The 25,547-nt window shown below is 42.8% G+C and carries 19 protein-coding genes and 6 tRNA genes; 14 read left to right on the top strand and 11 right to left on the bottom strand.

The features are described 5' to 3' along the window. The first annotated feature begins 77 nt into the window (after window positions 1-77). The 6 genes from R7P35_RS03450 to dld all read left to right on the top strand — a co-directional run bounded on the left by R7P35_RS03450 (window position 78) and on the right by dld (window position 6,827). Window positions 78-1,739 carry an ATPase RavA domain-containing protein gene (locus R7P35_RS03450; RefSeq protein ID WP_053303672.1) on the top strand — a complete coding sequence of 554 codons (1,662 nt, stop codon included), beginning with the start codon at window positions 78-80 and terminating at the stop codon, window positions 1,737-1,739. Window positions 1,740-1,748: 9 nt separating this feature from the next. Next, on the top strand, window positions 1,749-3,203 hold the full coding sequence (gene viaA, locus R7P35_RS03455) for an ATPase RavA stimulator ViaA (protein ID WP_213904509.1): 1,455 nt from the start codon (window positions 1,749-1,751) through the stop codon (window positions 3,201-3,203). Between the two features lie 205 nt (window positions 3,204-3,408). Continuing rightward, a tRNA-Cys gene (locus R7P35_RS03460) sits at window positions 3,409-3,482 on the top strand. A gap of 37 nt (window positions 3,483-3,519) precedes the next feature. After that, window positions 3,520-3,595: transfer RNA gene (locus R7P35_RS03465), tRNA-Gly, on the top strand. A 240-nt stretch (window positions 3,596-3,835) separates the two neighbouring features. Beyond that, the gene (locus R7P35_RS03470; protein WP_053303670.1) at window positions 3,836-4,738 is read left to right on the top strand and encodes a LysR family transcriptional regulator; all 903 of its coding nucleotides are present in this window, start codon (window positions 3,836-3,838) and stop codon (window positions 4,736-4,738) included. A 382-nt stretch (window positions 4,739-5,120) separates the two neighbouring features. Next, the gene (gene dld / locus R7P35_RS03475) at window positions 5,121-6,827 is read left to right on the top strand and encodes a D-lactate dehydrogenase (protein ID WP_053303669.1); all 1,707 of its coding nucleotides are present in this window, start codon (window positions 5,121-5,123) and stop codon (window positions 6,825-6,827) included. A 140-nt stretch (window positions 6,828-6,967) separates the two neighbouring features. On the opposite strand, the gene R7P35_RS03480 is transcribed toward dld, so the two are convergent. The 4 genes from R7P35_RS03480 to R7P35_RS03495 form a co-directional block, all read right to left on the bottom strand. Continuing rightward, a complete protein-coding gene (locus tag R7P35_RS03480) occupies window positions 6,968-7,276 on the bottom strand; it encodes an AzlD family protein (RefSeq protein WP_005375985.1) in 309 nt (102 codons plus the stop codon). Beyond that, window positions 7,273-8,004, bottom strand: coding sequence for an AzlC family ABC transporter permease (locus tag R7P35_RS03485; protein ID WP_213904508.1), 732 nt, complete (start codon window positions 8,002-8,004; stop codon window positions 7,273-7,275). The genes R7P35_RS03480 and R7P35_RS03485 overlap by 4 nt, the downstream gene beginning before the upstream one ends. Window positions 8,005-8,315: 311 nt before the next feature. Further along, window positions 8,316-9,545, bottom strand: coding sequence for an alanine racemase (gene alr, locus R7P35_RS03490; protein WP_213904507.1), 1,230 nt, complete (start codon window positions 9,543-9,545; stop codon window positions 8,316-8,318). Window positions 9,546-9,746: 201 nt separating this feature from the next. Further along, the gene (locus tag R7P35_RS03495) at window positions 9,747-11,378 is read right to left on the bottom strand and encodes a methyl-accepting chemotaxis protein (protein WP_025767731.1); all 1,632 of its coding nucleotides are present in this window, start codon (window positions 11,376-11,378) and stop codon (window positions 9,747-9,749) included. Window positions 11,379-11,929: 551 nt separating this feature from the next. Between R7P35_RS03495 and R7P35_RS03500 the strand changes: the two genes are divergently transcribed. The 4 genes from R7P35_RS03500 (at window position 11,930) to R7P35_RS03515 (ending at window position 14,342) form a co-directional block, all read left to right on the top strand. Next, window positions 11,930-12,016, top strand: a tRNA-Leu gene (locus R7P35_RS03500). A gap of 36 nt (window positions 12,017-12,052) precedes the next feature. After that, window positions 12,053-12,126 (top strand) — tRNA-Cys (locus tag R7P35_RS03505). 307 nt (window positions 12,127-12,433) lie between these two features. Beyond that, complete coding sequence (gene amyS / locus R7P35_RS03510; RefSeq protein WP_025767732.1) at window positions 12,434-13,957, top strand: alpha-amylase; 1,524 nt, start codon at window positions 12,434-12,436, stop codon at window positions 13,955-13,957. A 130-nt stretch (window positions 13,958-14,087) separates the two neighbouring features. Further along, the gene (locus tag R7P35_RS03515; protein ID WP_005375990.1) at window positions 14,088-14,342 is read left to right on the top strand and encodes a hypothetical protein; all 255 of its coding nucleotides are present in this window, start codon (window positions 14,088-14,090) and stop codon (window positions 14,340-14,342) included. Between the two features lie 74 nt (window positions 14,343-14,416). Here R7P35_RS03515 and R7P35_RS03520 read toward each other — a convergent pair whose 3' ends face one another. Further along, window positions 14,417-15,205: a lipase family protein gene (locus tag R7P35_RS03520; RefSeq protein ID WP_005375991.1), complete on the bottom strand. Its 789-nt coding sequence runs from the start codon at window positions 15,203-15,205 to the stop codon at window positions 14,417-14,419. 69 nt (window positions 15,206-15,274) lie between these two features. Continuing rightward, on the bottom strand, window positions 15,275-16,204 hold the full coding sequence (locus tag R7P35_RS03525; protein ID WP_025767733.1) for a CHAD domain-containing protein: 930 nt from the start codon (window positions 16,202-16,204) through the stop codon (window positions 15,275-15,277). Between the two features lie 301 nt (window positions 16,205-16,505). On the opposite strand from R7P35_RS03525, the gene R7P35_RS03530 reads away from it, so the two are divergent. Together R7P35_RS03530 and R7P35_RS03535 are read left to right on the top strand one after the other, a co-directional pair. Further along, a tRNA-Leu gene (locus R7P35_RS03530) sits at window positions 16,506-16,592 on the top strand. A gap of 36 nt (window positions 16,593-16,628) precedes the next feature. Continuing rightward, window positions 16,629-16,702, top strand: a tRNA-Cys gene (locus R7P35_RS03535). Window positions 16,703-16,707: 5 nt separating this feature from the next. On the opposite strand, the gene R7P35_RS03540 is transcribed toward R7P35_RS03535, so the two are convergent. From R7P35_RS03540 to rnk, 5 genes are all read right to left on the bottom strand, one after another. Then, window positions 16,708-17,700 carry an LLM class flavin-dependent oxidoreductase gene (locus tag R7P35_RS03540; protein WP_025767734.1) on the bottom strand — a complete coding sequence of 331 codons (993 nt, stop codon included), beginning with the start codon at window positions 17,698-17,700 and terminating at the stop codon, window positions 16,708-16,710. Window positions 17,701-17,935: 235 nt separating this feature from the next. Beyond that, entirely contained in the window at window positions 17,936-19,141 is a 1,206-nt protein-coding gene (locus tag R7P35_RS03545; protein WP_226977227.1) for a GGDEF domain-containing protein, read from the bottom strand. Between the two features lie 133 nt (window positions 19,142-19,274). Then, on the bottom strand, window positions 19,275-20,261 hold the full coding sequence (locus R7P35_RS03550; protein ID WP_005376042.1) for an ABC transporter substrate-binding protein: 987 nt from the start codon (window positions 20,259-20,261) through the stop codon (window positions 19,275-19,277). Window positions 20,262-20,488: 227 nt separating this feature from the next. Further along, window positions 20,489-21,448: a GGDEF domain-containing protein gene (locus tag R7P35_RS03555; RefSeq protein ID WP_025767735.1), complete on the bottom strand. Its 960-nt coding sequence runs from the start codon at window positions 21,446-21,448 to the stop codon at window positions 20,489-20,491. A 235-nt stretch (window positions 21,449-21,683) separates the two neighbouring features. Continuing rightward, a complete protein-coding gene (rnk, locus tag R7P35_RS03560; protein ID WP_005376048.1) occupies window positions 21,684-22,091 on the bottom strand; it encodes a nucleoside diphosphate kinase regulator in 408 nt (135 codons plus the stop codon). A 526-nt stretch (window positions 22,092-22,617) separates the two neighbouring features. Between rnk and nirB the strand changes: the two genes are divergently transcribed. Continuing rightward, the gene (nirB, locus tag R7P35_RS03565) at window positions 22,618-25,182 is read left to right on the top strand and encodes a nitrite reductase large subunit NirB (protein ID WP_318091673.1); all 2,565 of its coding nucleotides are present in this window, start codon (window positions 22,618-22,620) and stop codon (window positions 25,180-25,182) included. Between the two features lie 13 nt (window positions 25,183-25,195). Continuing rightward, window positions 25,196-25,519, top strand: coding sequence for a nitrite reductase small subunit NirD (gene nirD / locus R7P35_RS03570; protein WP_025767738.1), 324 nt, complete (start codon window positions 25,196-25,198; stop codon window positions 25,517-25,519). Window positions 25,520-25,547: the final 28 nt, after the last annotated feature.

The raw sequence follows: 25,547 nt of genomic DNA on the forward strand, positions 1-25,547 counted from the left end.
CAAAATACATTTGTAACAAAGTTATAACAAGTGTATAAAAATGTTAACGCAATACCACTTCAGTAGCCGGAGAACGTATGACACAAACCTTATTTGCCTCAAATGCCGAAAAAGCGCTTCTCTCAGAACGCATCAATAAATTGGCGAAAGCGTTAACGGATGGCGTTTATGAGCGTGAACATACGATCAAGCTCTGCCTTCTTGCTGCACTTGCTGGTGAAAGTGTTTTTCTTTTAGGCCCCCCTGGTATTGCAAAAAGCTTAATTGCCAAACGACTCATCCAAGCGTTCGATAACAGCAGTTACTTCGAATACCTGATGACGCGCTTCTCAACCCCTGAAGAGGTGTTTGGGCCACTGAGTATCCAAGAGCTAAAAGACAACGGCCGTTATGTTCGCTTAACTAAAGGGTATTTGCCAACTGCACAAGTCGTATTTTTGGATGAAATCTGGAAGGCGGGGCCTGCAATTCTTAACACATTGCTGACAGTGGTTAATGAGAAAACATTCAAAAATGGCAGCGATATCGAGCGTGTGCCAATGCGCTTGTTGGTATCGGCTTCCAATGAATTACCCGATGAAGATAGTGGATTGGATGCGCTCTACGACCGCATGTTGGTGCGTGTGTTTGTGAATCGAATTCAGAATAAACAAAACTTTAAGTCGATGTTGACTGTGGGCACATCGCAAGAGGCACAAGTACCAGAAGGCCTAGCGATAACTGATGAAGAATATCATCAATGGCAACAACAGCTCGACAAATTGACGTTAACCGACAATGCATTCGAAAAGCTTTTCCAGCTTAAAACGATGTTAGAAAGCAAAGTTGAAGCTCAGTTTGGTGATGTGGCCAATACCGACATGTATGTCTCTGACCGCCGCTGGAAGAAAGCCGTGAAGTTGTTAAAAGCGAGCGCGTTTTTTAATGGTCGCGATGAAATCAATCCGCTTGACCTTCTACTGCTGCAAGATTGTCTATGGAACAGTCCTGAATCGCGAGATGTGGTACGTGAAGTGGTTCAAGAGTTCGCCTTAAAACATGCATTTGATCAACAAGACGCGGAGCAGGAAATTGAGTACTGCCGAGAGTCTTTGGTTGATGTTCAACATGAACTTGAAGATGCCTACCGCATGACGTTAACGTCTGAAGCGGCAACGGGTATTTTGCGTAAAGAAACCATGCGCTTTGATACCTCTAAAGCCAAGATGTACAAAGTTGGCGCAGCCGTTAACTTAGTTAAATTGGTTGTCTTGCAAAGCAACATGTCGGTTTCAGAATCAGAAAAAGGTGATAGCCGCTGGGTTTATGTACCCAAAGATGAGTTAGATCGAGTCATTAAAGAGGGAAGCGGTGATGTGTATGGTTACGTCAATCAAAACACCAACATGTGCCGTTTACGATTTGACGTTGACGCGGCGAACAACCTAGTTATCCGTGATATCGCGAACCGAGGCATTTTGGTTAGCCTAGTGACTCAAGAGGGCTTGGATGTAGAGCTCTACCAAAAGTGGTTAACGCAGAGCGAAAAAGCCGTAAATCAGCTTAGTGAGGCAGAACACCATATGCGCAAGGTGAAAGCGAACTTTCATGATGCGCTTCCGCATAGCTTTGTTGATCCTGAATTACCCCGCCTAATGGAGTCGAGTCTGCAACAGGTAAGTCAGAGACTTGAATCAATCCAAGCAGAAAGTGAAAAAGTTATCCAACGCTTTAAAAACTTACATCAGTTTTTCTCATAAGGAGACGACATGCTAGGTGCAGACGGACTTAACCTTGCGCTGATGGTGGCCGACTCCGGCATCATCGATAGCGCAGTTAATGATTTGATGGCTCGTTCACAAGTCATGATGATGGCAGAAAACCGAGGCGTTAAATCTTCGGTCAAAGGTCACTTGTTAAAGTGGCGAGGCAGCGTTAAAAAACGGATCACCAAGGTATGTGAGACAGAGCGTTTCCAACAAGAGCTGTCTTTATATCAAGAGGTTATTCATTGGGATGAAGAGGCGTTTTTTGAAAACATCGAAGGTGTGATTAAAAAGCTGGAATGGCACTCTGCGTTTTACATGCAAGCTCGCCGAATGATGGAAAAGAACAAAGGGATGAATAACCCTATGTTCCCACATTACTTTTGTGACCAATGGTACCAAAGCCTCACCGATGCAATAAAACAAGCGCAAGTAAGCGAGCTTGAAGCCAATAAAGAAAAGGTGCTGAATGACCTGTATCAACGTATGGAAACCATGCGTAATATGGATAAAGTCACGGAGTCGGGTGATGCTGAAAGTGTAGGGCGCCTGTGGGATATGGCATCTGCCAAGTTGAGTAAAACAGACTTAACGGTGATGAAACGCCATGCTGAGTTTTTGAAGAAGCACCAAGGCTTGCAAGAAATTGCGGAGCAACTCGGTCGTATGGCGGGGCAAGTAAATGATCCTGAACTAAATCGTGCGCCCACTGAAGAACTTCAATTGGTCGAAGAGAAAAGTGATGAGGCGACGGATGATATTGTCGGTATTCACGAAAGCGATGATCTAAATAAGCTACTTCCCAACGAAACGATGTTTTTGGCGTATCCTGAACTTGAAGTTGTGTTCTATAAACACTTAGTTGATAAACGGCTCATGAACTATCGTACACAAGGCAAATCGCGCACGTTACGTAAAGTTAAAGCTCACCGACCTGACCATAAAGCGGTAGATATCGAAAAAGGCCCCTTCATTGTTTGTGTGGACGCGTCCGGTTCCATGAGTGGCTTTCCTGAGCAATGCGCCAAAGCCATGGCTTATGCTCTGATGCAAATCGCACTAGCGGAGCAACGTGATTGCTATGTCATTATTTTTTCTACGGAACACATTACCTACGAACTAACCAAACAAGATGGTCTGCGCGAGGCGGCGGACTTTCTAACTTATAGCTTCCATGGTGGTACAGACTTAGAGCCAACTTTGATTAAATCTATCGACTTGATGAGCGGTGATAAATATAAAAACGCAGACATGGTAGTCATTTCCGACTTTATCGCGCCAAAACAACAAGACGAGTTACTGGCCAAAGTGGATGCGCTCAAAGCGAAGAAAAACCGTTTTCACGCGATTAGCTTATCGAAATACGGAAATCCTGCATTAATGTCGATGTTTGATCACACTTGGTCTTATCACCCTAATGTTGTGGGAAGATTGCTAAAAAGGGTCAGCAACTATTAAACGCCTTAATGTTTCATGGGACAAAACGAACTGAAAGCTAGATTTATATTGCTTCGTTTTAAGCCAATAAGATCGAACTTTGGTCGAATTGACTTAAAAGAAATCAAACGAACAGAAAATGAAATATTTTTGTTTGACTATCTTCTCTCAATCCGTAAAGTAGCCACCAACGCAACGGGGTAGAGCCCTGAAGCGTAATAAAAAAGGCGCCTTGGCAGAGTGGCTATGCAGCGGATTGCAAATCCGTGGACCTCGGTTCGACTCCGGGAGGCGCCTCCATTATTCTTTTGAGAGCGAATGGCTTTCGAGAATAAATGCGACACTAGCTCAGTTGGTAGAGCGCAACCTTGCCAAGGTTGAGGTCACGAGTTCGAACCTCGTGTGTCGCTCCAAATTATTCAGATATGGCCATGGCGGTATCTCGATGCCAAGTGCATCAACTTAAAACCAGCGAAAGCTGGTTTTTTTGTATCTGAAGACTGATAAATTCATACCATCTCTTTTTCATTACCTGTGAGCTTAGCAACCCCATCTCTGTCACGAGTTTCTGATATTAAGTGTGACCCGATGTTTCGCACCTCAGCCAATTTCAGTTTACAATACGGGCTTCCAAAGGATTTGGACGAAGACGCATGAGAAATACCGACGATTACATCATTTTTTATCACTTGATCGAGCAAGGTTCATTCAGTGCTGCCGCGAGACATATGTCACTGACCAAATCGGTCGTCAGTAAACGCATTGCCAAGCTTGAACAAGAGCTTGGTGTACAGCTTCTCTACCGAACAACGCGAACGCTAACGTTGACTGAAGCAGGACGAGCGTTTTTTACTCATGCAAAAGCGGTTTATCAAGCGGTGGCAACGGCGGAAGAATCCATTGTGGGTTTAGGTAAAAACTTATCTGGACACATTAAAATTTCGGTGCCTACTATCTCTGGTGAATTAATTCTTCCTCAAGTGATTAATGAATTTAATCAGAAATACCCAGACATCAATATCGATATGGATCTAGATAATCGTTTCGTCGATATCGTGAATGAACGTTTTGATTTGGCAATTAGAACGGGTGTGTTGCCAGATTCTAGTCTGATTGCAAGAAAGCTGGTGGATGCGAATTGGATCATTTGCGCGTCACCCCAATACCTAGCTAAACATGGCATACCTAAACAACCTCAAGCCTTGGCTAAACACAATTGTTTAGTCTATTCCTACCAAGAAACCGGAGCGCATGAGTGGGCGTTTAAAGATGGAGACGAGGTATATCAAATCACCGTCGACGGTAACCTCTGTACCAACAATTCTTCTGTATTGAGAAATGTAGCGCTGTTAGGGCAGGGAATCATCTATGTACCGCGTGTATTGGTTTATGAAGACTTAAAACAAGGCAGTCTGATTCAGTTATTTAAAGACGAAACAGCCAAATGTTTGGGTATTTATGCGGTGTATCCCTACACTCGTCAGCAACCAGAAAAAATTAAGATCTTTATCGATCATCTATACTCAAGCTTTCAAAGTCAAAACCATCGATTTTAAGCCAATAACTCAACACCGATCGTTATATTGGTGTTGAGCTTATGTTTCCATCTTCATTTCTAAGAATCCTCTTAAATTTAGGGGCTTACGCTTCTCCTCGTTTTCTTCACTAATATTGATAACAAGATACCCCGCACAACTGTTAACAAATGGTTTTGCTATTGTTTCTTTTAAGAAACGGTCTGTTTCTTACGTTAAATTTCTCAAATGTGAAAGATAAGTGACAGAAAAATAAAGAATTATTTTGTTTGTTGTTTATTGATTACGTATTGCTCGCCCGTCTGACATAGACGCAGAGAAATGGACTGCTTATAGTGGCTCAAACGCTATGCCTGCCGCTAAGCGGTGTTGTGAGCGAAGTACAATAACTAGAGATACGGATATGAAACAAAAGCAGCTGATTGAAGAATTTAAAACCATCGTTGGGGAAGAAAATGTTCTAACCGACGAGGTTAAAACGAAATATTACCGCTCGGGGTTTCGTTCGGGTAGTGGTAATGCGCTTGCTATCGTGTTTCCTAACACTCTTCTAGAACAATGGAAGATTATTAAACAGTGTGTTGAAGCAAACTGCATCATTATCATGCAGGCGGCTAAAACAGGTTTAACAGAGGGCTCGGCTCCGAGTGGTAATGATTATGATCGCGATGTGGTTGTGGTCAATATTACCAAAATCAAGAAGATTCACTTATTAGATGGTGGTAAGCAGGCGGTTTGCTTGCCTGGTGCGAGCTTACACTCTTTGGAGAAAGAGTTGAAGGCAGTGAACCGAGCACCGCATTCTATCATCGGCTCTTCATCGCTAGGTGCCACTGTGGTCGGTGGTATCGCCAATAACTCAGGCGGTGCGCTAGTTAAGCGTGGTCCTGCTTATACGGAACTGGCGATCTATGCGCAGGTGGATAAGCAAGGCCAGTTACATTTGGTGAACCACCTTGGTATTGAAGGATTAGGTGAAACGCCAGAAGAAATTCTAACAAACCTGCAAGAAGGGAACTTTGACCCAGCGAAGATCATTCATGATGAGCGAATGGCGTCAGACAAAGAATACGATGAACGTGTTCGAGACGTGACTTCTGACATTCCTTCTCGCTTTAATGCCGATGAACGCCGATTATTTGAAGCTAGTGGCTGCGCTGGCAAGTTGGGTGTTTTTGCCGTTCGGGTTGACAGCTACCCAGTCCCAGAAAAAGAGCAGGTTTTTTACCTTGGCACCAATGACCCTGCGAAACTAACGAAGTTGCGAAAAGACTTCTTATCTACGTTTGATAACTTGCCTGAGATGGGAGAATACTTGCATCGAGATATCTTCAACATGGCAGAGAAGTACGGCAAGGATGTGTTCTTATCCATCGACTTGTTAGGCACAGATAAGCTGCCAAAAATGTTCGCACTTAAAGCTAAGGTAGAAAATTTCTTAGAGCGCATCCCGTTTGTCAGTAAATATCTGCCAGACACCATTTTGTACTACGCGAGCAAGTTGTTCCCACAACACTTACCAGAGCGAATGCTGGATTTCCGTGACAAGTATGAGCATCACCTGGTATTGAAAATGAGTGATGGTGGTATTGCTGAAGCACAAAAATACCTCAAAGAAGTTTGGGCTGTTGAAGACGACTGTGATTTCTTCGAGTGTACGCCGGAAGAGGGTAAAAAAGCTTATTTACATCGCTTTGCAGCAGCAGGTGCAGCAATTCGTTACGAGACGATTCACCGAAAAGACGTAGAAGACATCGTTGCACTTGATATCGCTTTGCGACGTAATGATGAAGAGTGGCTAGAAACTTTGCCTGAAGAGGTAAGTAAGAACCTTGTTCAAGCGCTCTATTATGGTCACTTTATGTGTTACGTCTTCCATCAAGATTACATTTTCAAAAAAGGGACTGACACGAAGTTGATGAAAAAGCTGATGCTAGAGCACCTCAATAGCCGTGGTGCCAAATACCCAGCAGAACATAACGTGGGTCACTTGTATGAAGCCGAAAACTCGTTGCAGAAGTTTTACCACGAATTAGACCCAACCAATACCTTTAACCCTGGTATTGGTAAAATGGACAAATATAAGCGCAATTGTAACTGCTGTGCGTGATGTGCTGTCTCACCATGATTAATAATCGTTGTTCATCGTTAAAATGATGAGCATAAGATAAGCCCTGATGACACTCGTGACATCAGGGCTTTGTGTTTTGGGTCTTTTATTGATGACTGGTATCGGCTTTGAAACAACGACTAAAGAGCACGTACTGCGGCGGCGGCGATGATGCCTGCTGCAATTGCGGGTAGAGGCTTTTTCACGATGAACATGACAACAGCAGTAGAAAACAGTGCTGCTCTAGCACCATTATCACCCTCTACTGCTAGCGGAGCTAAAAGGGCAACCAGTACGGAGCCTGACATCGCAGTAATGAAACGTTGAACCCGTTCGCTAATTGGAATGAATGACATAACATACACTCCGCCCCAGCGGGTTATGAGCGTGACTAACGCCATAGCGATGATGATAAGCAGTGTGCCACCTATGGTTGTTTCGATGTTCATGCTTTCTTCTCCTTCCAACAAGCACCCAATACTCCGCCAGTAATGGCGCCAACCACTACGTGGCTATTCTCTGGCAAATACCAATACGCCAACATAGAAGAGGCTGCTGCTATGGCCCAAATAGAAAGGATTCTTAAGTCTTTCGGCCCGGCCACCACCATAGACAGCAGGAAGCATCCCATAACCATATCGAGCCCGAGGCCCACCGGATCTTTGATTGCGCTACCAAAATAAATGCCGATCCAGGTGCCCACAATCCAAAAAGACCACATCGCTAAGCCGCCACCAACAAGCAAGCCAAAGCCTGGTTCTTTTCTACCAAATGCATTGAGTGCCATTGCCCAGTTAGCGTCTGATGCTACCAGCATTACACCGTAACGTTTTGTTGGTGGGAGTTGTCGTAACCATGGATAAAGTGTGGCTCCCATCAAGAGGTGACGAGCATTAATAGCAAATACAGTAATAAGAACTGGAATGAGAGGGACTTCTGCTCCCCACATTTCTAACGTGGCAAATTGTGAAGCACCGGCGAAGACCAGTGTGCTCATCAACATAGTGGGAAATACATCTAGTCCAGTCTGTACCGCAGCAACACCGAAAGCGAGGCCAAATATGACCACGAACATAGAGAGGGGTAAAAGTTGGGTGAATCCGTTCCAGACGTCAAGCCGATTAAATTCGTGCAACTCAGCGGAGGAGCGTTGAAGATGTTGAGTATTTTCTGTCATAGAGATACCTAGCTAGCAGGCAAAAGGGCAGTGCCATACGAGTGTGTTTGTTATTCTTTTGTAAACCTCATGTTTAACATCAATTGGAGGGGCTTTCAAACACTAAGTGCTATATAAAATTGAGCCATCCAAGCGGCTTTAAGAAACAGAGTGTAGAGAGTCGCACTTGGTAGTGCTAAAGGAGAGTAAAACAACAGAAATAGTAAGTTCTGTTCAATTGATAACATCACGAGCTAGTACAGATTAGTAAATAAGAAAGAAAGCGAGCACGAGGCTCGCTTTTTCGCTCTGTTACGAATAACTGAATAGGTTTATTTTACGTAGACACGAGGGTTCGCGCTTCCCCAAACCGTGTATAGTTCAGGGAAGATGACTTCTGCGTGTTTTTCCATCTCAGCAGCTGAAATCGTTTTGCCTTGTTGGGAGCCAAACAAAACAACTTCAGAACCAGGCTCAACATCTTTGATACCTGTAACATCTACCATAGTAGTGTTCATTGAAGCAACGCCCGCAACTTTTGCACGTTGGCCATTGATCAGAACTTCTGCTGTATTCCCCATTTTTCGTGGATAACCATCAGAGTAACCAACAGGAATGTTCGCCATTAAGCTTTCTTTGCTTGTTGTATAGCTGCTGTCGTAACCGACTGTGCTATTTTTTGGCAGGTGGTGAACGGATGCCACGCGTGTTTTGAAAGACACGATAGAAGGGTACTCTGGGTTAGTTGGTAAGTCTCCGTATAAAACGCCACCAGGACGAACCATATCAAGCTGCGCCTCAGGAACATTAAGCGCGGTGTAAGAGTTAGCTACGTGCAGTAAAATGTTGTCGCGTTTTAGATTCGCTTCTTTAATCAGCCATGCAGAACTGTCTTTGAATGAAGCTAACTTTTGGCGCACGTCGTCTGCATTGTAGTTAGGGAAATGAGTCATGATACCAACAATATTAACGCCAGCTTGTTGAGCGATTTCTAGCGCTTCTTTCTTGCCCGCTTCTGTCGTCATATCAACACCATTACGCCCCATACCACCGTCGTTCAGAGCAAGGTGAACTTTGATTTCTTTACCAGCTTTCTCGGCTAGTTTAGACAGTGCTTTAGCTTGCTCTGCTGTGCCTATCAACTCTTCGACATTTAGGTCGATTACGGCTTCAATCTCTCCAATATCCGCTGAGCGTACACGCATAAGTTGGCCTTTAAAGCCACTGTCGCGAACAGTTTGTGCTTCGGCGTTACTTGCAACGGCAACGCAAGGAATTTGTTGCTCGATAATAGTCGGCATCAGGCCTGCGATACCATTGCCGTATGCGTCGGCTTTCATCACGGCGCAGATTTTCGTTTTGCCATCCATGTGCGATTTAAACTGTTCAATATTATCGCGGAACTGACCTAAGTTTATTTCTAGCCAAGCGTTAGCACCTTGAACTTGCTCTGCTTTTGCTGCTGTATTGCTAATTTGAAGAGGAGCGGCAGTGGCTTGCATTACAGGAACCGCGATTGCAGCAGCGATAGTCAGTGATAGTAAGGTTTTATTTAAGCGCATAAAGTCTCCGTACGCGTTTTTTGTATTGGTTATGTTATTGAGTACTTGGGGAAAGTACCTGACGAAGTAAAACGCTCCAAGTGGTGCTTTGGAGCGTTTGTTAAGATAGTGATTGAATATATACCTAAATATACCTCAGTGATGACATTCAATTTAAGCAAATCGGGATTGATTTGATATCTACTAAGGTATCCACTGAGTTTAACTCAGTTTAAAGCGGCTCATTACATCTTTAAGAGAAATGGATAGCTGGCTTAGTTCGCGGCACGCCTGTGCGGTTTGCTCCGAACCTTGCGAGACTTCTTGAGATGCCAAATGTATGTTTTCAATGCTGCGGTTAAGCTCTTCTGCAACAGAGTCTTGCTGGTTACAAGCCGTGGCGATTTGGGTACCCATGTCTGAGATGTCCGAAATCGAATGCTCAATGTCGCTCATCAGCTGTTTTGATTGAATGCCTTGTTCTGCACATTCTGAGATACTGGTTCTAGAAAGTTCAGTGGCTGATTTTGCGTCTTTTGCAAGTGATTGTAGCTGCTCAATGATCGAAGTGATTTCACTCGTTGAATCTTGCGTACGGCCGGCAAGCGTTCGAACTTCGTCTGCAACGACGGCAAAGCCACGACCAGACTCACCAGCACGCGCCGCTTCAATGGCTGCATTAAGTGCAAGTAGGTTGGTTTGATCGGCGATGTCGCGGATAACATCCACGATCACGTTAATTTTATTCGATTGCTGTTCAAGCTCTGCTACGGTATCGCCTGCAGCGCCAATTACGTTTGAAACTTCATGAATCGCGTCAACCATACCTTGGGTTTCACGAACACCGTGTTGTGTGCGGCGGTTTGCTTCGTTAGCTTGGTTCGCTGAGTCTTCAGTGTTACGAGCAACATCGGCTACGGCCGCTTTCATTTCTGTCATTGCTGTTGCGATGTGCGTAATTTGCAGCTGTTGATCTTTCATACCAGACGCAGAAATATCGGAGATTTGGTTCATCTCTTCGACAGCGCTGCTTAACTGAGTAACTGCAGCAATCACGTTATCGATAACTTGGCGTAAGTCATCTTGCATCTTAGTGGTCGCGTCTGCCAGTTCACCAAGCTCATCATTGCCGATTGCTTTGCGGTCAATGTCACTTGATAGATCACCTGTTGCGATGGCATTTGCTTGCTCAACAACAAGTTTAAGTGGGCCACAAATTAGGCGAGTCAGCACGTATGTCATGCCTACCATGATCAGTAGAATAATCACGTTACTTGCAATTGAAGAATTACTCAATCCATTTACAGAGGACAGGATATGAGTTTTGTTGCTATCCATAGCTTCTTTAAGGAGACGGATTAGTTCGCCTAACTCTGAGTCAACCGCTTCGAAAGCAGACAAAGAGTTCGCCAAAATAGGGTGGGCCTTGCTTTTGTCGTTAGCTAGCATCGCTTCATTGTACTGGTCCATAGTAACCAAGTACTTTTTCCACTGACGCATAAGACGCTGGTAAGTTTGCTGCTCTTCGCCAGGCCAGATAGTTTCACCGTAAGCGTTGAGCTCTCTAGTGATCTTTTCGCGTTCTCTAATATTGTTAGAAATTTTAGTTTTGACTTGGTCTGCGTCTTCATAAGTGTACGCAGCAAATTGAGCTCGGCGCCAGCGAGACAAGTGATCTCGAATCGAATCGACCCTTTCCATTGCAGGAAGCGTATCGTCGGTATAGTTTAAAAGCTCAGATTTGATGCTTTTGAGCTCTGTAGATAAAAACACGCCAAATGCAATGTTGACGATGGCAATGAGTAAAAACGATAGCGATATCTTTTTCGCTATAGAAAGATTCTTGATAGACATTAGTGATATACCTTGTTTTTCTTATGTTGTGTCGCCAAAGTAAACCACATCCTTATATGTGATATATGTCCATTAAATTACTGCAACTCGTGTAACGTACCATTATTTATTGATATTTTCGATAATGAATTGAGCTTTGTTTGAAAATAAAAAAAAGTCAATGATTTTATAAAGGTACGACCACATTCGATATAAAGTTATCGGTAACAAAATATGATGTTCTGTACGCAGTCGTGCCAAGAGCAGGGAATCAAATTGTTACAGATGTTACAGCGGTGAAAAGATCAGCGTTCATAACGTGATAGTCGCGTGTTTACCTCGAAGCAGTTACGGGCACTAGTATGCGTATGACTTAATAGCTAATGAAAGGGAACGGGTGCTTATTGGTCTAATTGAATGCCAAATGTACTAGTCAGATCGCTTTTTAAGCACTTAAATAAAAAAGATAAAATTTATTGTTGACCAGATAAATTAATCCGTTAAAGTACGCCTCGTTCTCACGGCAAAGGTCGATGAGACAGATGGTGTCTAACCCATAGCATGATTGCGTTGCCCTGGTGGTGGAATTGGTAGACACAAGGGATTTAAAATCCCTCGGCGTTCGCGCTGTGCCGGTTCAAGTCCGGCCCGGGGCACCATCAAAATCTTTGGTGACAGAGATACAATATCAGAAAGGCGCCTTGGCAGAGTGGCTATGCAGCGGATTGCAAATCCGTGGACCTCGGTTCGACTCCGGGAGGCGCCTCCACTATTTCGAAAGCCAGTCTTAAATGACTGGCTTTTTTCGTTTTTAGTCCGCCTTTTCGTAACCCTTCGCGCTTTCCTAAAGTCTCCCATGTTTTGATCACCATTCAATATTTTTAATGCGCTAATCATTGATTTTATAAATGTTAGACAACTCAATAATTGTATAGTGTGATTGGTGATAGTTTCTCTTCGATTGTAATCCGAACTTTTTGTATTACAGGCAGCAACCTAGCTAGCGTCATAGTTAGTATCGCTTGGTGCGTATATGCAGAAAGGAGGATTCTAGTCCTTAACGTGAGAGAAAAATAATGAAAACATTCAACCTTAAACCTACACTTTTACCCTTAACTTTGCTGCTCAGTTCGCCTGTAATGGCGGCACAAAATGGCACCATGATGCAGTATTTCCATTGGTATGTGCCAAATGACGGTGCACTCTGGACACAAGTTGAAAACAACGCGTCGGCACTATCTGATAACGGCTTTACTGCGTTATGGTTACCACCCGCCTATAAAGGTGCTGGTGGTAGCAACGACGTCGGTTATGGCGTTTATGATATGTACGATTTGGGAGAGTTTGATCAAAAAGGTTCGGTGCGCACCAAGTATGGCACCAAAGATCAGTACCTAAGCGCCATCAATGCTGCCCATAAAAACAATATCCAGATTTATGGCGATGTGGTGTTCAACCATCGCGGTGGTGCGGATGGAAAGTCTTGGGTTGATACCAAGCGAGTAGATTGGAACAACCGAAATATTGAACTTGGTGATAAATGGATTGAAGCGTGGGTAGAGTTTGATTTCCCTGGGCGCAACGACAAGTACTCAAACTTTCATTGGACGTGGTACCACTTTGATGGCGTGGATTGGGACGATGCTGGCGAAGAAAAAGCTATCTTCAAATTCAAAGGTGAGGGTAAGGCATGGGATTGGGAAGTTAGCTCGGAAAAAGGCAACTACGATTACCTTATGTACGCTGACCTAGACATGGATCACCCTGAAGTGAAGCAAGAGCTGAAAGACTGGGGCGAGTGGTATATCAACATGACGGGTGTGGATGGGTTTAGAATGGACGCGTTGAAGCACATCAAATATCAATACCTGCAAGAATGGATTGATCACCTACGTTGGAAAACAGGGAAAGAACTATTCACGGTCGGAGAGTACTGGAACTACGATGTTAATCAGTTGCATAACTTTATCACCAAAACTTCTGGCAGCATGTCTCTATTCGACGCACCGTTACATATGAACTTCTACAATGCGTCTAAATCGGGTGGTAGCTACGATATGCGTCAAATCATGGATGGTACGCTGATGAAGGACAATTCAGTCAAAGCGGTAACCTTAGTAGAAAACCATGACACTCAACCTTTGCAGGCTTTGGAGTCGACGGTTGATTGGTGGTTTAAGCCGCTCGCTTACGCGTTTATCTTATTGCGTGAAGAAGGCTATCCATCCGTGTTTTATGCAGATTACTACGGCGCGCAGTACAGTGATAAAGGGCATGACATCAATATGGTCAAAGTGCCTTACATTGAAGAGCTAGTAACACTGCGTAAAGATTATGCGTATGGCAAACAGCATTCTTATCTCGACCACTGGGACGTAATTGGTTGGACTCGAGAAGGTGACGCAAAGCATCCACATTCAATGGCCGTGATCATGAGTGATGGACCTGGCGGCTCGAAGTGGATGTATACGGGTAAACCAAGTGCTCGCTACGTAGACAAGTTGGGTATCCGAACTGAAGAAGTTTGGACTGATGCGAATGGTTGGGCTGAGTTCCCAGTAAACGGCGGATCTGTCTCGGTTTGGGTTGGCGTTGAATAATCCATTCCTGTGATTTTGATACAGAGTAGGCAATTCTTGATAAAACTCTTCAATGAATCAATGTGTTATTTGATATTCATTCGACAAATGAGTAACTTATAGTTGAGCATAATCTAGAGGAAGATAAAGAATGGAATCTATTGCTGATGTATTGGTTGTGGCTATTGTGTTCGGTGCCATATTTGGGGGCGGGATAATAAAGTTAATCTTGAACCATCGTAAAGAAGTAAGAGCGTTGGAGATATCTGAACGTAATACGATGAGCCGAGAAGAACAAGATAACCTTAACAAGCAAATTGGTGACTTGAAGCGACGTGTTGAAGTGTTAGAGCGAATTGTCACAGATAACAAATATCAACTTGAAAAAGAAATCGCCTCTCTGTAGATCACCACTTAATCGTAAAGCCGGCGAAGTCCGGCTTTTTGGTGTCTGTACGTCATACCTTTCGGATGTTTAACTCAGCGTTCATCAAAAAAGTCTTTGTCGCGGATGTATTTACTCATAAAGTGATAAGAGAACGGTCGCATTAACCAACTAAATAAGGAGCGCCCAAGCCGTATGAGCGTTGGGGTGTTCTCGTATATTCTCCCGTTATATAACCATAGCATTTTGCCTACATGCCAATACAAAAAAGGTACGGGCGGCATAAAGGTCACGATGTCGATGTCGCAACAAATCCTGTATGTTTTGTGCCCCAAACGGTAGCGTTTCTTAAACGTCCAATCTCCGACAGCGGGCTGTCCGAAAGTGACCACGCGTTTAATGCTTTTGGGGTATTTTTTCTCAATATAGTCAGCAAAAACACTGCCAATCGCGCCACCTGAAGAGTGGCCAGTAATAGTGATTCTTTTTCCCCTGAGAATAAGTGGTACAACGATACCTTCGAGGCGTTCGATCACGGTCAACCCTAACCGATCTTCATTCCGGCTCGGTAAACTTTCTTGGAACAACAGATGATAGAAACCCGCGTGAATGCGATAGTTTAGTCCCAACCTTCGACAACTTCTCGTCCACATCGCGAAGTTCAACAACCAATCACTGATACTGTGTGAGCCTTTAATCACTACGACCACTTCACTCTGTTTTTTACTCCAGAGCACGCGAATCATAATCTTACCGTGTTCATTTCTAATGACTCGTTGCCCATTAGGATCGAATCCATATTGAGTTTGTCTGAAGACGCGAGGGTAGGCGAGATTACAAAGCACCGCATAGCGCTCGTATTGGTATCGTTTTAATGGTTTCACGTTATCTTTCTTAGTGGAGCCCAACGATTGACTGTAATTAATGAATATTAAGAATACGTGAACCTTGATTTAGGGTCGGTAGAGATTTTGTGTATTGGAATCGCGAATGAAAGACTCAAACTGGCTTAAATGCGTCAAGATGGTTTGGCGAGAGAGTTCATGATGTTCGCTAAGTACGTTAATTAGCTTTTTCAAAGCCTTACGATCTTGTTTATTGAGATTTGCTGTTTCTTTGAGTTGTGCGAAAAATTCAATTTGACTTGAAGTGTCGTTAAAGTCACCGAGCTTGTCTTGCAATAGTTTTAGTTGTTTCACGTTGTTTTTGTGCTGTTGGGAAGGATAGAGCGTGGAAAATCCTTCTAACAAATAACGAAGCGCTTTGCACTTTATCCGCATCGAATGAATCACGCTGTCACGACTTTTGTCCGAGATTTTGCGTCGTGCTTTATCAACTTTTTTAAATTGAACGGAGATTTTTTGGCTTGCGAAAAGTAACGCAGGTACGTTGCTATCCACTGGTTCGTGTTGCGTACTTCGCAACATACTATTCCTGATCAAAGTGCAGTGCGTTGTGTATTCTTGTGTAGCTAGCCAACGCGTAACTTTTGCTTGTTCGTAAGCACGTTCAGATTCTATAAAGCAAAAAAGTTGCTCAAGAGACGATTTGTGATTTGGGAGCATTTCAATGTATTGGTTTTTGTCCAAGATAAATACGTCCAAATCACGCAGCTTGTTTGTTTTCTTCATCATTATTCTTAAATGAGGTTTCAAAATACGCTGTTCAAAAGGAGGGATCAGTTCGCGAAGTAGTGAGCATAGTGAGCGTATGCGCCTCAGTGTGACGCGATATTGGTGTGTATATTCAGGATCCAAGTCGTCGATGACTCCCTGCTCCAGAGAGCGTGCATAATCAAATTCAGTAAGGAAGAAGTGGGGCACTACGAAGTCGAGTTCGGAGTCGGCATGTAAGGGTAAGTGAAATGATGGTTTTCGAAACATGATGAGCGCTATTTTGTTCTCTGAAATACACGTTAAGTTTATACCCATACTGTTAACTTGCGCGATTTGTTGGCTCTTCATTGATATAAAATGAGAAGGTTAAAAGGCACGAAAGCAAAGCGTATTGATGATCAAATAAGCAAAATGATCGCCCTTTGTTCGTTAGAGTCGTCTTTTTAACCATTTGAATAAAAAAGACTAATTTTTTGTTGACCAGATAAATTAATCCGTTAAAGTACGCCTCGTTCTCACGGCAAAGGTCGCGAGATAGATGGTGTCTAACCCGTCGCATGATTGCGTTGCCCTGGTGGTGGAATTGGTAGACACAAGGGATTTAAAATCCCTCGGCGTTCGCGCTGTGCCGGTTCAAGTCCGGCCCGGGGCACCATCAAAATCTTTGGTGACAGAGATACAATATCAGAAAGGCGCCTTGGCAGAGTGGCTATGCAGCGGATTGCAAATCCGTGGACCTCGGTTCGACTCCGGGAGGCGCCTCCATTCTTTTACTTGTCCATGAGTTCCGATAGTAACCTGTAGGATCTCAACTTCTCAGATTGTTCAAACACCATCGTGTTTACCATAATTTCATCTGCCCCAGTGCGTTCCAAAAGTTTCTCAATTTTCTGTCTTACATATGTTTGATCACCATGGATAGATTCACGTAATTGAGTTTCAACGTGAAGCTTTTCCTGTGTTGACCATAGTGGTGCCATACTTTTCACTGGTGCGCGAAGTTTTTCGCGATTGCCGCGAATCATTTTTAAGAATTTTTGCTTCTCTGTTGTCGCGAGAAAATCTGCATGTGACTGAGTATCCGCTACGATAACGTTGGCACAAATCATCACATAGGGTTGAGCTAAATGCTCGGATGGGACAAACTCATCTCGATAAAAGTTTAGAGCACGAGACATTGCATCTGGAGCAAAGTGTGCAGCAAATGCGAAAGGTAAGCCTCTCTTAGCTGCTAAACGTGCGCTGTATGTACTCGACCCCAGAAGCCAAATCGGCAGAGATGTGTTGTTACCTGGATAAGCCGCGACTGGTTGATTTCGAGATACGGGACCAAGAAAGAAATTAAGTTCCTCCAACAGCTCTTCAAAGTCAGGATCCATATGCTCTGGTTCCCGCCTTAATGCATGCATTGTTTGGTAGTCGGTGCCTGGTGCGCGTCCTAATCCGAGGTCAATACGACCAGGGTATAATGCCTCTAACGTTCCGAATTGCTCTGCAATAACTAGTGGTGCATGGTTAGGTAACATGACTCCACCTGATCCTAAACGGATCGAGTTCGTGTGCGCTCCAATATGACTGAGTAATACACTGGTTGCGGCACTGGCGATGTCGGGCATGTTATGGTGTTCAGCCATCCAAAACCGATGATAGCCCCAGGACTCGATTGATTGAGCTAATTCAACGGAGCGTTCGAACGTTTCGGTGAAGTTTGTTCCGTCGGACACGGGTGCCAAATCCAGAACAGATAAACGAGGAAAAGACATAGGATAGTTATAGCCTGTTAATGAATCTTAACTATCATATGGTGGTGAAAGTTGACGTTTAAAAGGGGAGGATTAACCATTCACAATGGATTATTTTTCTTCAATGCCTGGAGAGCGTTTAGCTTACGAGTTTAGCTTTTGCTATGTGATAAAAGCGGCTTTATTACTGTAAGTGGCCACAGTGGTCGATGTCGTTGAATATTCGCATGTAGAACGTTTCCACAGCTACTTTAGATTAAAACATAGGCCTCTTTAACAGCGAACTGCTGTTGTCGACAATAGTGAACGAGCTAGCTTTAGAACGTTTTGACTGATACATAGACTTGTCTGCCGCTGTTAATAATTCATGTACATTCGACCCATGCTCAGGATAGAGTGCAATACCAATGCTAGCTCCGACGCATAACTCTTTACCTTTAAAATGAATTACTTTTTCTATTTCTTGGATATAGCGTAGTGCACATGCAGACAGAGACGTACCTGTTGTGTGTGAACGATGAATAATAATAAATTCATCTCCACCAAAGCGGCCTACCATGTCTGATTCGTCGATAATACTTGATAATCTACTAGCTACAGATTTTAACACTGCATCACCTGCCTCATGGCCATGGCTATCGTTAATATCCTTAAATAAATTTAAATCTATAAAAAACAAACTAAAACTATTCTCACTGCCTCTGAAATTACGCGTAAGCTGGATCAAATGTTTTTCTATTGCTCGACGATTGTAGATATTAGTTAAGGAGTCGTGCTCAGACAAAAATACCAAACTTTCTTTTTGACGATTTAGAACTGAAGTTTGATTCTCTACTTCTTCTTTAAGTTTTGATTTTGATATTGTTGTGTGGTTTAACAATGCCGCCATTTTATTGAAGTAACAAGACAGATTTTCAAATTCCGTGAATTGATTTTCTGAAGGGATTTTATAGTCAAAATTTGACCTGCTTAATTGTTTTATTCCATTTATAAACCTTTGAAAGCTTCTCTTGAACTTTATTTTTATATAAAAGCATAATAGCATAACAACCAGAGAGATAAAAATAATACCTGCTTGAGTGTAATAATTTAAATTTTGTAGTTTTGTAGACTTATTATTAAGTATTTTTTTATAAATATATATTATTTCATTATTCATATCCTGGGATACAATGTTTATTCTGGATTGTATGACAGGATTTGATTTATTATAATTTACGACTGAATCATAATGGCGATCTTTGTCTAGTAAATGATTATTTTCGTATTGAACTAAAAAATACAGTTCGAGATTCATTTTTTTTAGGTCTTTAGTAAGGTATAAAACATCTTCATTTTGAGATAATAATTCGTTTAATTTGTTATGAGAAATCATGAATTGTGTGAAATTGTTTTTTCCCCTATTTTGAGTGTAAGCCCAAAGATAACTACTTAATGACTCTAATGATATTTGTATGTCCATTATTTGGTTTAATTGTTTCTTGGCTTTATAATCTTCTATTTTTATGAAGCTTATGTATACTATAACGCTGATACATAGTATTACGCTTAGACTGAATAGTGATGCTAAATAGTGGTTTAACGAACGATGCATTTTAATCTAGACCATCAAAATATGAATTGATATAGTTTTCTTTAAATATTTTTCTGTAATTTGGAATCTGTCCTTCTACATAGTTTTGTTTTAATGCCCAATTAGCTTCTGATTGTAATGTAAATAATAAAGAATTCGTTAAATTTAATCGAAAGTTATAATCATCCCAACTCCAAGATATTTCTTCAACTGTTGTGTTAAGTTTTTGTGATAGTATTTTCATTGTTAAATGAGGGTTTTTATCCATCCAGTTAATTGAGTGATGAAGTGACTTTATTATTTTCATTACTTCTTGATCTGATTTTTCAATGTGTATTTCTTTTGATACAAGCAAAAAGTAAAGTTTATACACGCCAATAATTCCTATGTTCTTTACTTCTTCATTTATTCTATTCTTGGCCATAAATCCGTATGGCTCCCAAGTAGATATTGCATCGACGTTTCCTTGCATTAAATGATTTATAATAACCTGCGTTGTTGATGATATTTTTTCTACTTTTTCTAAATCAATGTCATTTACCTGTAGCAACAAGTCTAAGTAATATTCGCTAGCGCTCTTTTTTATTACACCAACCTTTTTTCCTGGTAATTTATCTATACTTTCTATGCCAGACCGCTTTTTAGTTAGCAGCTTAATATCATTCGTAGAAGATGCAAAAGAAGTGATTAATGCTAAATCTTTGTATTCAAAGCTTTTAAACATCAGTACGCTTTCAGAAAAAGTGGCGTAATTAACATGGTTTTCTAGAAGTAGGTTTGAACATTCGACCCCTCCAAAGCACATGATAAGTTCGACGTTTAAATCGTTTTCTTCAAACGCACCTATGTGCTCTGCAATGATAAAAGGGGCTGACAGAGGCGTCTTAGATATACCGATTGTTGTAGGTTTGTGGATAGCATTTGATACCGTTGTTAACTTTAAATAAGCAACTACTAATGCAGAAAGAACTAAAATTATGATAACTGTAGAAATCTGTTTTGTATCCATCAAAAACAACTCCCTTCATAATAGTAGTAATTAATCTATCAGTTAAATGAGTGTAGTTGCTTATTGGGTTGATGCTAGGAGAGGAGGGGATTTATTTGTATCGTGCCAAATTTATGAGTACCTAGGGGTAATTTCGGTAACTGGCTTAGATATAAAGAATTTATCTTTAGTTAGTTCAAGTTGTAGCAAATGACTGATTTCATAACATGATGATTTATGGAGAGATATCAACTTTTTAAGTTGAAAAATTGTACTCCATTTTTGCCATTTTTCTTTATCTCATACATTGCGTGATCGGCTTTTTGATACACTTCATTAAACGGTTGCTTTCCTTTGTTAAAGAGACAAACACCGATACTCATTCCTATCGTTACTTTATGTAAGTCTTGATTTATCGCTGGAATGATTGAATCTAAGAGTTGATTGCAAAGTTGGGATATTTCCTCTCGACTTGAATGCCAGTTTAAGATAACAAATTCATCGCCTCCTATGCGTCCAACTTGAGACTTGCTTGACGCAAGCTCTGTTAAGCTATTGGCGATATTGATGAGGAGGGTGTCGCCAGTATGATGGCCTAGCTGGTCGTTAACTGCTTTAAAATTATCTATATCAACAAACACTAAAGCAGACTGCTGAGACGGTTCGGTTTGAGGTTGATGATTAAAGTTTTCCTCAATTGCTTTTCTATTTAACAATCCAGTCAATGGATCACTCGAAGCCAACTTGGCCAGTTGCTGCTCATAACGCTTTTCTTTTGTAATATCGATATGAGTACCCATCATCCGTAGTGGTTCGCCATCAGAACCATACTCGACGATGCGCCCTCGATCGTAGACCCAGCTATCACTGCCGTCTTTATGAATCATGCGATGCACTACCTCATAAAGGTCGGTCTTGCCTGCTAGGTGATCTTCAAATGCACCCACCGCAAGATCATAATCTTCAGGGTGGAGATTGTTTTTCCACGTTTCAACCGTCGCGGTTAACTCATGGGGCTGATAACCTAGCATTTTTCCCCACTGCATATTGAATATCGTCAAAGTACCTGAAGGAATATGCTGCTCCCACAAACACAGTCCATTACTGTCGAGTGCAGCATTCAACTTTTCTTGTAGTCGCGCATTCTTCCGCTTCAGCTCTTCATTTTCTTTTTCTAAGCAGGCAATTCGAGTTAGATATTCTTCCATTTTGCGCATAATTTACGTCGATTTCGGAGCGACAATATACGAAAAATACTTTGCAATTTCTATGATTGAGCTTGGAGATATAAGTATTGAATATGCGGTAAATAATAAAGAATCGGTGATGTTACTTAAGAGCTGCAAAGTAAATGCTTGGAAAAAGAAGGAAATAGGGGGTAAGCGAGGGGCTCTCCTGGTGCAAAGTCTTAAATGGAGGCCTTTGCACCGGGACTACTGAGGGTTAGCGGTTTAGTGCACCACAACGCTCAGGCTGGTATGTGATATCGACAATTTCAATTGTCTTCACTTGATTATTTGGCATTGGCCATTCAAGTTTTTGGCCGACAGACAAACCGATCAGTGCACTGCCTACGGGCGCGAAAATAGAGATATCATCACTGCTTTTCAGTTCAGAAGGGTAAACCAGTGTCTTTGTCATGGTTCTATCTTCACCTGAAAATTTAAACTCTACAGTCGAGTTCATCGTGACCACGTTATCTGGCATTTGTTCTGGCTCAAGAACTGTTGCTCGGTCGAGCTCTGCTTCTAATTCCACAAGCTCCGCTGCGATGTTTGGCATTTTATCCAACAAGGCCGTGATTCGGTTCATATCTAAGCTTGAGATGTAGATAGAATTGTTTTCTGACATTTTATGACTCCCAAATAAAAGGCCGCCTCACAAAAATGGGACGGCACTCTATATGTCAATTACGGTATCAATCATATGGACGCTATTCCATATGAACTAAACCTGATTTTAGTCTTTATAGTGCGACTTAGCTAGTAAAAAATTTTTGTTGTGAAGCTTGATTTTTCTAAACCTTTCAATCACTTCAGATATTGTTCTCTGATCACCTTGAAACGGTGAAGTCAAGTGAGTGCGTCGTTTAGAAGCAAAGCAGGATTTATCGTAGGTGTGCTCGGTTTCGATGGTCAGCCTTACTTCATAAAGCAAAACGGTATAGTCCGTTGCTAGCATGGCTTCGGTTATCTCAGTTTGTTAAAACTACCAATATCCGTTAATAAATTACTTTTTATTTCGCAATAGTCAGATAAATACGTTCATCTACCCCTTTAGGGTAGTTTGAAATTGTAATTGATTTACATCATGTATTAATTTTCTTTCACAATTAACAATGAGCTCAGTGATAAGAACCTAACCCTTAGGAATTATAATGAGCAAGTTGAAGCTAGTAGTCATCGGTAACGGTATGGTAGGGCACCGTTATATTGAAGACTTAGTCGAGAAAGCTGATATGTCTAATATAGACATTACGGTTTTCTGTGAAGAACCTCGTGTCGCATACGACCGTGTGCACCTTTCCTCTTACTTTTCTCACCATACTGCAGATGAACTTTCTTTAGTAAAAGAAGGCTTCTACGAGAAACACGGTATTAACATGCTGATCGGCGAACGCGCGATTAACATCAACCGTGAAAACCGCATTGTTCACTCAAGCACTGGCCGTGAAGTTCAATACGACAAGCTGATTCTTGCTACTGGCTCATTCCCATTTGTTCCACCTATCAAAGGTCACGAAAGCAAAGACTGTTTTGTTTACCGTACTATCGAAGATCTTAAAGCGATCGAAGCGTGTGCGAAGAAGAGCAAATCAGGCGTTGTTGTCGGTGGTGGTCTGCTAGGCCTTGAAGCAGCAGGCGCACTGAAAGCACTGGGTGTAGAAACGCACGTTGTTGAGTTCGCGCCAAAACTAATGGCTGAGCAACTTGACCTGGCTGGTGGTAACCAGCTTCGTCAAAAGATCGAGCGTATGGGCGTGAACGTTCACACCAGCAAAAATACGCTTGAGATTGCGCCAGAAGGCACAAACGCACGCAACGTTATGCGTTTTGCTGACGGTTCAGAACTAGAAACAGACTTCATCGTATTCTCTGCAGGTATTCGTCCACAAGACAAACTAGCACGCCAAATGGAGCTAGAAGTGGCACCTCGTGGCGGTGTTGCTATCAACGATCATTGTCAGACTTCTGATGAGAACATCTACGCGATTGGTGAGTGTGCGTCTTGGAACGAAATGTTCTACGGCCTTGTTGCTCCTGGCTACAAGATGGCGACAGTTGCCGTTGATCACCTACTAGGTAACACAGAAAGCAAATTCGAAGGCGCTGACATGTCTGCGAAGCTGAAACTTCTAGGTGTAAAAGTAGGTTCAATCGGTGACGCGAACGGTCGTACTGAAGGTTGTAAGAGTTACGTTTACCAGAACGAAGAACAAGAAGTCTACAAACGTCTTATCGTTTCTAAAGACAACAAGAAACTGCTTGGCGCGGTTATGGTTGGCGATACGTCTGACTACGGCGACCTGCTTCAACTTATGTTGAACGAAATCGACCTACCAGAACACCCAGATGCGTTGATCCTTCCTGCACACGCAGGCGCTGAGAAACCAGCACTAGGTGCAGATGCTCTACCAGAAAGTGCAGTGATCTGCTCTTGTTTCGACGTAACCAAAGGCAAGATCGCACAAGCGGTTGCTGATGGTCACCACACATTGGGCGACATCAAAGCCGTGACGGGCGCGGGTACAGGCTGTGGTGGTTGTATTCCTCTAGTGACGTCTGTTCTAAATGCTGAGCTTGCTAAATCTGGTATCGAAGTGAAGAACGACGTGTGTGAGCACTTTGCATACTCACGCCAAGAGCTGTTCCACCTAATCCGTATTGAAGAGATCAAAACGTTTGATGAGCTTCTAGAGAAATACGGTAAAGGTTACGGCTGTGAAGTTTGTAAACCACTGGCTGGTTCTATCTTGGCTTCTTGCTGGGGTGAGCACATCCTTAAGCCACAACTGGTTAAGCTGCACGACACGAACGATAACTTCCTAGGTAACATCCAAAAAGACGGTACTTACTCTGTTATCCCACGTATGGCGGGTGGTGAAGTAACACCTCAAGCACTGAGTGCACTAGCGAACGTTGCAGCAGAATACAACCTATACACCAAAGTAACCGGTGCTCAACGTATTGGTCTGTTTGGTGCTCAAAAAGACGATCTTCCAGAGATCTGGCGCAAGCTTATCGACGCTGGTTTCGAAACAGGTCAAGCGTACGCAAAAGCACTTCGTATGGCGAAGACATGTGTGGGCTCTACTTGGTGTCGTTACGGTGTTCAAGACTCTGTTGGTCTAGGTTCTTACATCGAGAACCGTTACAAAGGCATTCGTACACCTCATAAGATGAAGTTCGGTGTTTCTGGCTGTACTCGTGAGTGTGCGGAAGCACAAGGTAAAGACCTTGGCATTATCGCGACTGATGCAGGTTGGAACATGTACGTATGTGGTAACGGTGGTATGAAGCCTCGTCACGCAGACCTACTTGCAAGTGACCTAGATAAAGAAACGCTGATTAAGTACATCGACCGCTTCATGATGTTCTACATCCGTACTGCTGCGCCACTACAACGCACATCAGTTTGGATGGAAAACATGGAAGGTGGCGTTGACTACCTACGCGAAGTGATTGTTGAAGACAAACTTGGCATCAACGCTCAACTAGAAGCAGACGTAGCGAAGCTTGTAGACGAGTATGAGTGTGAGTGGACTGCGACCATCAACGACGAATCACAACTGACTCGTTTCGCGCACTTCATCAACTCTGACAAGCGCGATGAAAACGTCGTGTTTGTACAAGAGCGCGAACAGCACCGCCCAGCAACCTTCACGGAAAAGCACCCTGAAGCGAAAGGCGACATCCTACACGTAGCGATCACTGAAGCATAAGGGAAGGTTGATTATGTCATTTGAAAAGATTTGCCAAATCAGCGATATCGTACCGGGCACGGGTGTTTGTGCTTTGGTTGATGGTCAGCAAGTTGCGGTATTCCGCCCAACAAAAGCAGAAGAAGTGCTGGCGATCAGCAACACAGACCCGTTCTTCCAATCAAACGTGCTTTCTCGCGGTTTGATCTGTGAGCACCAAGGCGAGCTTTGGGTGGCTAGCCCACTTAAGAAGCAACGCTTTAACCTGACAACAGGTGCGTGCATGGAAGACGAGCGTTTTAGCGTGAAAGCGTACAAAACCCGCGTAACAAGCGGCGAAGTAGAAATCTCTGCGTAAGCTTGGTTTTCATTCCCTCCTCTTAGGG

It is taken from the genome of Vibrio sp. Vb0304, assembly GCF_033338995.1.
Classification (GTDB): domain Bacteria; phylum Pseudomonadota; class Gammaproteobacteria; order Enterobacterales; family Vibrionaceae; genus Vibrio; species Vibrio alginolyticus.

Bases quoted from the DNA above. Each gene is read 5' to 3' on its own strand.
- R7P35_RS03480 (WP_005375985.1), bottom strand. From the start codon at position 7,276: ATGAACATCGAAACAACCATAGGTGGCACACTGCTTATCATCATCGCT.
- dld (WP_053303669.1), top strand. From the start codon at position 5,121: ATGAAACAAAAGCAGCTGATTGAAGAATTTAAAACCATCGTTGGGGAA.
- nirD (WP_025767738.1), top strand. From the start codon at position 25,196: ATGTCATTTGAAAAGATTTGCCAAATCAGCGATATCGTACCGGGCACG.
- viaA (WP_213904509.1), top strand. From the start codon at position 1,749: ATGCTAGGTGCAGACGGACTTAACCTTGCGCTGATGGTGGCCGACTCC.
- R7P35_RS03470 (WP_053303670.1), top strand. From the start codon at position 3,836: ATGAGAAATACCGACGATTACATCATTTTTTATCACTTGATCGAGCAA.
- nirB (WP_318091673.1), top strand. From the start codon at position 22,618: ATGAGCAAGTTGAAGCTAGTAGTCATCGGTAACGGTATGGTAGGGCAC.
- R7P35_RS03485 (WP_213904508.1), bottom strand. From the start codon at position 8,004: ATGACAGAAAATACTCAACATCTTCAACGCTCCTCCGCTGAGTTGCAC.
- R7P35_RS03555 (WP_025767735.1), bottom strand. From the start codon at position 21,448: ATGGAAGAATATCTAACTCGAATTGCCTGCTTAGAAAAAGAAAATGAA.
- amyS (WP_025767732.1), top strand. From the start codon at position 12,434: ATGAAAACATTCAACCTTAAACCTACACTTTTACCCTTAACTTTGCTG.
- rnk (WP_005376048.1), bottom strand. From the start codon at position 22,091: ATGTCAGAAAACAATTCTATCTACATCTCAAGCTTAGATATGAACCGA.
- alr (WP_213904507.1), bottom strand. From the start codon at position 9,545: ATGCGCTTAAATAAAACCTTACTATCACTGACTATCGCTGCTGCAATC.
- R7P35_RS03450 (WP_053303672.1), top strand. From the start codon at position 78: ATGACACAAACCTTATTTGCCTCAAATGCCGAAAAAGCGCTTCTCTCA.
- R7P35_RS03525 (WP_025767733.1), bottom strand. From the start codon at position 16,204: ATGTTTCGAAAACCATCATTTCACTTACCCTTACATGCCGACTCCGAA.
- R7P35_RS03545 (WP_226977227.1), bottom strand. From the start codon at position 19,141: ATGGACATACAAATATCATTAGAGTCATTAAGTAGTTATCTTTGGGCT.
- R7P35_RS03540 (WP_025767734.1), bottom strand. From the start codon at position 17,700: ATGTCTTTTCCTCGTTTATCTGTTCTGGATTTGGCACCCGTGTCCGAC.
- R7P35_RS03495 (WP_025767731.1), bottom strand. From the start codon at position 11,378: ATGTCTATCAAGAATCTTTCTATAGCGAAAAAGATATCGCTATCGTTT.
- R7P35_RS03515 (WP_005375990.1), top strand. From the start codon at position 14,088: ATGGAATCTATTGCTGATGTATTGGTTGTGGCTATTGTGTTCGGTGCC.
- R7P35_RS03550 (WP_005376042.1), bottom strand. From the start codon at position 20,261: ATGGATACAAAACAGATTTCTACAGTTATCATAATTTTAGTTCTTTCT.